Origin of the sequence: Mesorhizobium sp. M7A.F.Ca.CA.002.09.1.1, assembly GCF_003998555.1 — a bacterium.
Taxonomy (GTDB): domain Bacteria; phylum Pseudomonadota; class Alphaproteobacteria; order Rhizobiales; family Rhizobiaceae; genus Mesorhizobium; species Mesorhizobium ciceri.
Window position 1 is genome coordinate 1 of record NZ_RZRR01000183.1, and the last position, 7,643, is coordinate 7,643.

At 64.8% G+C, this 7,643-nt stretch carries 9 protein-coding genes and 1 pseudogene; 5 read left to right on the forward strand and 5 right to left on the reverse strand.

The window, feature by feature from the left end; translation table 11 throughout:
• Positions 1–462, forward strand: a 462-nt coding sequence (locus tag EN994_RS10830; RefSeq protein ID WP_206530395.1) for a chloride channel protein, incomplete at its 5' end; no start/stop codon positions are given.
• 55 nt (positions 463–517) lie between these two features.
• Here EN994_RS10830 and EN994_RS10835 read toward each other — a convergent pair.
• The 3 genes from EN994_RS10835 to EN994_RS10845 all read right to left on the reverse strand — a co-directional run bounded on the left by EN994_RS10835 (position 518) and on the right by EN994_RS10845 (position 2,074).
• Positions 518–1,021 carry an invasion associated locus B family protein gene (locus EN994_RS10835; RefSeq protein ID WP_013528815.1) on the reverse strand — a complete coding sequence of 168 codons (504 nt, stop codon included), beginning with the start codon at positions 1,019–1,021 and terminating at the stop codon, positions 518–520.
• A 270-nt stretch (positions 1,022–1,291) separates the two neighbouring features.
• The gene (locus tag EN994_RS10840) at positions 1,292–1,654 is read right to left on the reverse strand and encodes a YkvA family protein (RefSeq protein ID WP_013528816.1); all 363 of its coding nucleotides are present in this window, start codon (positions 1,652–1,654) and stop codon (positions 1,292–1,294) included.
• Positions 1,655–1,777: 123 nt separating this feature from the next.
• A complete protein-coding gene (locus EN994_RS10845) occupies positions 1,778–2,074 on the reverse strand; it encodes a 4a-hydroxytetrahydrobiopterin dehydratase (RefSeq protein ID WP_063169551.1) in 297 nt (98 codons plus the stop codon).
• 50 nt (positions 2,075–2,124) lie between these two features.
• Between EN994_RS10845 and EN994_RS10850 the strand changes: the two genes are divergently transcribed.
• A complete protein-coding gene (locus EN994_RS10850) occupies positions 2,125–2,643 on the forward strand; it encodes a low molecular weight protein-tyrosine-phosphatase (protein ID WP_013528818.1) in 519 nt (172 codons plus the stop codon).
• On the opposite strand, the gene thpR is transcribed toward EN994_RS10850, so the two are convergent.
• Together thpR and EN994_RS10860 are read right to left on the reverse strand one after the other, a co-directional pair.
• The gene (gene thpR, locus EN994_RS10855; protein WP_063169549.1) at positions 2,547–3,143 is read right to left on the reverse strand and encodes an RNA 2',3'-cyclic phosphodiesterase; all 597 of its coding nucleotides are present in this window, start codon (positions 3,141–3,143) and stop codon (positions 2,547–2,549) included. The genes EN994_RS10850 and thpR overlap by 97 nt on opposite strands.
• 125 nt (positions 3,144–3,268) lie before the next feature.
• Positions 3,269–3,913, reverse strand: coding sequence for an arylesterase (locus EN994_RS10860; RefSeq protein WP_013528820.1), 645 nt, complete (start codon positions 3,911–3,913; stop codon positions 3,269–3,271).
• An 88-nt stretch (positions 3,914–4,001) separates the two neighbouring features.
• Here EN994_RS10860 and EN994_RS10865 point away from each other — a divergent pair, with 88 nt between their 5' ends.
• The 3 genes and pseudogenes from EN994_RS10865 to EN994_RS10875 form a co-directional block, all read left to right on the forward strand.
• Positions 4,002–4,697 (forward strand): ABC transporter ATP-binding protein, encoded by a 696-nt coding sequence (locus EN994_RS10865; protein ID WP_063169548.1) that lies wholly within the window; start codon positions 4,002–4,004, stop codon positions 4,695–4,697.
• Entirely contained in the window at positions 4,697–7,246 is a 2,550-nt protein-coding gene (locus tag EN994_RS10870; protein ID WP_127307529.1) for an ABC transporter permease, read from the forward strand. The genes EN994_RS10865 and EN994_RS10870 overlap by 1 nt, the downstream gene beginning before the upstream one ends.
• A gap of 227 nt (positions 7,247–7,473) precedes the next feature.
• A pseudogene (locus tag EN994_RS10875) lies at positions 7,474–7,643 on the forward strand (BAX inhibitor (BI)-1/YccA family protein); the annotation flags it as partial.

Sequence of the window (7,643 nt, forward strand, 5' to 3'; positions counted from 1 at the left end):
GCCTCGGGCGGGCTGACCTTCGCCACCGTTTACGTGCCGGCCCGGGGCGCCGTCGAAGGGACGCCGCTGCCGTGGTTCTTCTTCGCCGAAAAGTTCCTGGCGGGATTGCTGTCGATGATCTCGGGCATTCCGGGCGGTATCTTCGCGCCCTCGCTGGCTGTCGGCGCCGGCATCGGCAGTTCGCTCGGCCTCCTCTTTGGCGCGAGCACTGGGGTGGCGGCACTGCTCGGCATGGCCGGCTATTTCGCCGGTGTGGTGCAAGCGCCGATGACGGCCTTCGTCATCATCCTGGAGATGACCGGCAATCACGACAATGTCATCGCGCTGATGCTGGCCTCGATGCTGGGCTACGGCACGGCGCGCATGATCTCGCACGAGCCGCTCTATCACGCGCTATCGCGTGTCTTCATCGCCGAGGCGATCCGGCGCCGCCGGGCGGAGGCCGGGCCGGGGCAAGTATGAAAGAAAAAAGGCCGGACTTCGCGGCCCGGCCTTTCCCTCAAAAAAGTAGCTTTGCCTATTTACACTTGGCGATCGATGTCAGCGCCGCCGAAATGCCCTTCAGAGAGAAGACATAGGAGGTGGGATTGCCGCGGCCGGACTTCGCCGTCACCTTCATGTCGGTGCCGGTCTTCATGGCGGCGATCAGTACCGGCTCCTCGGCGGCATTCTCGACCCAGGCCGATTTGCCGCGCGTGAACATCGAAAACGTCTTCTTGTCGATGGTCACGGTGGCCTTGGAGCCTTCCTGGAAATTGTAGCCGGCAATGAATTGCGGCTCGTAGGACACTTGCTGGCCGGGCCGCTGGCTGACGAAGAAGAACATATCGCCATGGTCGAGCGTGGGCGGCTGCTTGTCGGTCGGCACGGTCAGGACATAGCAGACCTTGCCGCCCGATGCCTGGTAGCTGTAGGTGCCCCAGGCATTGTGCTGGCCGATCTTGGTCGCCGACTGCGCCAGTGCCGGCGCTGCCACGGCCACCAGGGCCAGACTCGAAACTATCGCAATCAATCCGCGCATCGCTTTTCCCGTATTCCAAATGGTGCGGAGGCAGGCCGGCTTGGCGTCCTGCCCGTCGCTTCATTTTGATTTAATCTGGGTTACCAAACGGTGAATTTCCGAAGAGAAAAGGACCCTCACCCCGAGGAAACCGCCACCATACCCGCGCCGCCGCCCTGCGAGCGGGTGGCGCGACATCCCTTTGGCGACTTGAAGGCCACGAAAGCGGCAAGAGTTTGACTTTTTACGCTGTCGCCGAAAGCCGGCTTCAACGGCGTTCCGCGCGCGTGTTCAGCCCTTCTCGGCCATGGCGTCCCTGGCGGCCTGCCGGTGCGCAGTGGTGATGTGGGCACTGACGGCGGTGATCGCGGCGGTGAGCACAGCGATGTCGTCGGTGAAGCCAAGCCCGAAGACGAAGTCGGGGATGACATCCACCGGCAGCACGAAATAGCCGAGCGCGGCCAGCAGAATGCCCTTGGCGCGCAGCGGCGTGTTCTTGTCCATGGCGCAATAATAGGCGGCCACGACCTCTTCCATGAAGGGGATCTGCCGCGCGGCCTTCTTGGCTGTGCGCCAGAATTTCTCGCGCACTTCGCTCTCGTCTGACGGCTTGCCGCCAAAGCCGAAGAAATCAAAACCGGATTGTTGCGCCATCAGTCTCTCCTTGCGGGGCTCATGCGCATCCGGCGCCTGCCCCGCGGGGGAAAATGTGGTGAAACCCGACCCCCGCTACAAGATGCCGGTGCCGATTTGGGCCTGCCGAGGCGATACCAGGCCTCAGGCGCCGGCAAAACGGTTCATTTTCGTGGCCAGATCGATATCGAGCGCAGTGACGCCGCCGGCGTCGTGGGTGTTCAGCGTCACGTCGACGGTCTTGTAGACATTCGACCAGTCGGGATGATGATCCATCGCCTCGGCGGCAAGCGCGACGCGGGTCATGAAGGCGAAAGCCTCGGAGAAATTCGCGAAGGTGAATGTGCGCTTGATGGAGGCGCCGTCTTCCGCCAGCGCCCAGCCGTCGAGGCCCGTCAATGCGGCTTCAGCGGCTTGCCTGCCCAGTTTCTCTCTCGCCATGTCCCTATCCTGTGCTATTCGAAAACGACCCTCACCATAGCGACGGATCGATGAGCGCGAAGCCTATAAATTCCATTCTCTTCGTCTGCCTCGGCAACATCTGCCGGTCGCCGCTGGCGGAAGGTGTCTTCCGCGCCGTTTGGGCCGAGCGCGGGTCGGCCCGGGATATCCTGCTCGATTCGGCGGGAACCAGTGACTGGGAGGCCGGCTCTGCCCCCGATCGACGCGCGATCGCGGTCGCCATGCGGCACGGCGTCGACATTTCCGGGCAGAGGGCGCGCAAGGTCACGCCGCAGGACCTCCACCGTTTCGACCTGATCCTTGGCATGGACCGGTCGAATGTCGCTGACCTGAAGGCGCTGGCGCCGGCGGCCGTGCAGGACCGTATCCATCTGTTCCTGGAATTCGCGCAGGGAAAGGCACGCGACGTGCCGGATCCTTATCATGACGAGGCAGAAGCCTTCGCTTCCGCCTATCGCATGATCCGCGAGGCGTCGGAGGCGCTGGCGACAAGGCTGGAGGCGCGGGCGTCCGTGCCTGACAGCGGCCAGGCTTCCTCGACGATGTAGGGTCCGCCGCCGACCGAATCGCGCGACGACATCAAAACGAAACGGCCGATGCGGAACGGCAGCGTCGAGAAATTGCCGCGCGCCGACAGATATTGGGCAACGTCCAGCGGGGTCGAATTGCGCAAGCGCGCCAGCGTCACATGCGGCATGAATTTGCGCGGGTCGGCCGGGATGCCGAGCCGCTGGCAGATGCGGTCGACCTCACCTTGAAGGGCGGCCAGATCGGGCGAGGCGGAAGCGCCCGCCCATACCGCATGCGGCTTCTTCTGGCCGAAAGCGCCGACGCCGGTCAGCGCCAGCGAGAAAGAAGGGCGGTGGACGCGGTCGAGCGCGTTGGCGATCTCGTCGGCGACATGGCCGGGAACATCGCCGATGAAGCGCAGCGTCAGATGGTAGTTTTCGACGTCGATCCAGCGAGCTCCCGGCAAGCCGCCCCGCAGCAGGGACAGCGAAAGGGCAGCGTCACGCGGAATTTCGAGGGCGGTGAAAAGACGCGGCATGAAGAGCCTCCCTTCCTCGAATCGAACTGTCACCCATAGCGAATCATCGATAGTCAAACGGAGCAAGAGGTTTGTTGGCCACAGTCCCTGTTAAAAGCTCGCCGGGCGGAAACAGTTCCAACCCGCTAGGAATCGCCCGGCACCGCCGCGATCACCTTCTCGACCGCGGGCAGGATGCGTTCGACCATCTGGTCGACGCCTCGTGCGCTCGGATGCAGGCCGTCCTCGAGCTGCATGCCGGGCTGGCCGGCGACGCCGTCGAGAAAGAACGGGTAGAGCGCGACGTCGTATTTCTTCGCCAGGTCCGGGAAAATGGCGTCGAAGGCGCTCTGGTAGTCGGGACCGAGATTGGGTGCGGCGCGCATGCCGGCCAGAAGCACGGCAATCTTGCGCTGCTTCAGCTTGCTCAGCATCTCGTCGAGGTTCTTTTTGGTGATGTCGGGCGAGACGCCGCGCAGCATGTCGTTGGCGCCGAGTTCGAGGATGACCAGCTGCGTGCCGTCCGGCACCGACCAGTCAAGCCGCGCCAGGCCGCCGCTCGTCGTGTCGCCGGAGACGCCGGCATTGGCGACGGTCACGTCGTGGCCTTTGGCGCCAAGCGCTGCCTGCAGCCTGTCGGTAAAGCCCTGGTCGGGTCCAAGGCCATAGCCCGCCATCAGGCTGTCACCGAAGCCGACGATCTTGAACGGCTCGGCACGCGCCGACGACATGACGCCGCAAATGGCGAGGAAAACCACGAAGCCTGCGGCAATACTGCGTTTGAAAGACATGCGGCAGGCCCCATATGAGCTAGGAATTCTCCAGTCGACGGCTTCCGGCAAGCAGAGCCTTCATTCCCAGATATAGGACGATTTCATTTTGACAGAAGCCGTCATCGCGCTGAAAGACGTGTCCCTGACCCTTGGCGAGGGCGCTTCATCGGTCCATGTGCTGAAGGGGGTGAGCCTCGACGTGGCGACCGGCGAGGCGACCGGCATCGTCGGACCTTCGGGTTCCGGCAAGTCGACCTTGCTGATGGTCCTGGCAGGCCTGGAAAGGGTCGATTCGGGTACGGTCCGAATCGCCGGCGAGCTGCTCAACGGCAAAAGCGAGGACCAGATTGCTTCGTTTCGTGGCCGAAACATTGGCATCGTGTTCCAGTCCTTCCATCTCATTCCCAACATGACGGCGCTCGAAAATGTCGCGGTGCCGCTGGAACTGGCCGGCCATTCCGATCCGTTCGCGGTGGCGGCGCGCGAGCTGGCGGCGGTTGGCCTCAGCGACCGCGTCACCCACTATCCCGGCGAATTGTCGGGCGGCGAGCAGCAGCGCGTGGCGATCGCCCGCGCATTGGCGCCGTCGCCGCGCATCCTGATCGCCGACGAGCCGACCGGCAATCTGGACCAGGCGACCGGGCGGCAGGTCGCCGACCTCCTGTTTGCGAAGGCGGCCGAGCGCGGCATGACGCTGGTGCTGGTGACGCATGATCCGGCGCTCGCGGCACGCTGTTCGCGCCAGGTTTCGATGCACTCGGGCCGGATCGAGGCACCGGCGCCGGTCAAGGTGACGGCCTGATGCCGCTGTCCCGGACGTTGAGGCTCGCTGTCCGCTTCTCGCTGCGCGAGATGCGCGGCGGCCTGTCCGGTTTCCTGATCTTCCTCGCCTGCATCGCGCTCGGCGTCGCGGCCATCGGCGGCGTCAACTCGGTGGCGCGTTCGATCACCGCCGGTGTCGCCAATCAGGGCCCGACGCTGCTTGGCGGCGATCTTCGCTTCCAGATCAACCAGCGTGACGCCAGTCAGGCGGAGCGCAGCTTCCTTGACGGGCTCGGCACGGTTTCGCGGACCGCCAGCATGCGTTCGATGGCGCGTCTCGCCGACGGATCCGACCAGGCGCTGGTCGAGGCCAAGGCGGTCGACCATGTCTATCCGCTCTATGGCACGCTGGAGACCGAGCCGGCGCTGTCGAAACAGGAACTGTTCGGCGAAGAGTTCGGCGTCTTCGGTGCGGCAGCGCCCGATCTTCTGTTCGAGCGGTTGCACGTCAAGCTTGGCGACCGGCTGAAGCTCGGCACCGCTACTTTCGAACTGCGCGCCAAGCTGGTCGCCGAACCGGATGCCGTGTCCGACGGCTTCGGCTTCGCGCCGAGGCTGATGATCTCGACCGAAGGGTTGGCGGCCACTGGACTGATCCAGCCGGGCAGCCTGGTCGAGAATGCCTACAAAATCCGGCTGCCGGCGGACGCCGACGAGGCAAGGCTCAAGGCCATCCAGGATCAGGCCGCCACGGATTTTCCGGAAGCCGGCTGGTCGATCCGCACGCGCAGCAACGCGGCGCCCGCGCTGTCGTCCAACATCGAACGCTTCTCGCAGTTCCTGACCCTGGTCGGGCTGACGGCGCTGGTGGTCGGCGGCGTCGGCGTCGCCAATGCGGTGCGCGCCTATCTCGACGGCAAGCGCGGCGTCATCGCCACCTTCAAGAGCCTGGGCGCTTCGGGCGGCTTCGTCTTTGCCGTCTATCTCGTGCAGATCCTGATCATAGCCGGATTGGGTGTCGTGCTAGGCCTTGTGCTCGGCGCACTAATGCCCTTCGCGGCGAGCGCGGCCTTGCAATCCGTCATTCCGGTGCCGGCCGAAGGCGGCTTCTATCCCGGCGCGCTCGGCATGGCGGCGCTGTTCGGCCTGCTGGTGACGTTGGCTTTCGCGCTGCTGCCGCTCGGCCGCGCCCGCGACGTGCCGGCAACCGCGCTGTTTCGCGAAATGGGACTGGAAGGCCGCGGCTTGCCGCGCCCCGCCTATGTCGCGGCGGCCATAGGCATCGCGCTGCTGCTTGCGGCGCTGGCCATTCTGTTCTCGGGCGACCAGCGCATCGCCTCGATCTTTGTCGGCGCTACCGTCTTCGCCTTCCTGGTGCTGCGCTCGGTCGGCGCACTGGTGCAATGGGCGGCCAGGAAAAGCCCGCGCGTGCGCTTCGTGGCGCTCAGGCTCGCCATCGGCAACATCCATCGGCCAGGCGCCCTGACGCCATCGGTGGTGCTGTCCCTGGGGCTCGGGCTGACGCTATTGGTGACGCTGGCGCTGATCGACGGCAATCTCAGGCGACAGATCTCAGGCAGCCTGCCGGAACGGGCGCCGAACTTCTTCTTCGTCGACATCCAGAGCGCCGATGTCGCGTCCTTCTCGGCGCTGATCGGCAAGGAGGCGCCGCAGGGCGTGCTGGCCAAGGTGCCGATGCTGCGCGGCCGGGTGATGGCGCTGAACGGTGTCGATGTCGACAAGGTGAAGGTGCCGGCGGAAGGCGCCTGGGTGCTGAGGGGGGATCGCGGCCTGACCTATGACACCAGGCAGCCGGAGAACGCGACGCTGACCGAGGGCAGTTGGTGGCCCGAAAATTACAGCGGCGAACCGCTGGTTTCGTTTTCGGCGCAAGAAGGCAAGGAGATCGGGCTGAAGCTCGGCGACACCATCACCGTCAATGTGCTGGGCCGCAACGTCACGGCCAGGATCGCCAGTTTCCGCCAAGTCGAATGGGAGACGATGGGTATCAATTTCGTCATGGTCTTCTCGCCCAACACATTCGCGGGCGCCCCGCATGGCTGGATGGCGACGCTGACCGAAAAGAGTGCATCGACGGCCGACGACGCCCGCATCCTCAACGCCGTCACCCGCGCCTTCCCGGCGGTGACGACGGTGCGGGTCAAGGACGCGCTCGACATCGTCAACCGGCTGGTCGGACAGCTCGGCACGGCGATCCGGGCGGCCGCTGGCGTGGCGCTGATCGCTTCGGTGCTGGTGCTGGCCGGCGCGCTTGCAGCCGGCAACCGGGCGCGCATCCATGATGCGGTGGTGTTGAAGACGCTGGGCGCGACACGCACGACGCTGATATCGGCCTTCTCGCTCGAATATATGCTGATCGGGCTGGCCACCGCCATTTTCGCGCTGGCGGCGGGCAGCGCAGCCGCCTGGTTCGTCGTCGCGCGCATCATGACTCTGCCGTCGCATTTCATGCCGGAGGTGGCGGTGGCAACCATTCTGTTTTCGCTGGTGATCACGGTCGGCATTGGTCTCGCCGGTACTTGGCGGGTGCTCGGCCACAAGGCAGCACCGGTGCTGCGCAACCTGTGACGACAGGCCCGGAACGGGCATCCTGGATTAAATCTTGGTAAGAAAGCCGTCCGAAAAGCCGAGGAAACGGCGCTTCGCCCTCTCACGAACCGTTACATCCGGTTACGGTCTTGTTCTTGACGCGAATAACCATCATATTTCGCCACAGGCATGCTGGAGCCCTGCCAGCGGCGCCCAGGTCCGGAAGGACCTGACACCGGACGGGGCAGAAGCAATAGAGGACTACAATGGCTGATCCCATTCGCAACTACCAGACGCGCGCCGTGCCCGGCGTCGGCGTCGGTGCCGACATCGATCAGGGCCTGCGCGCCTACATGATCAAGGTTTACAATCTGATGGGGCTTGGCCTCCTCATCACCGGTCTTGCCGCTGTCGGCACGATCATGCTGGCCACCAC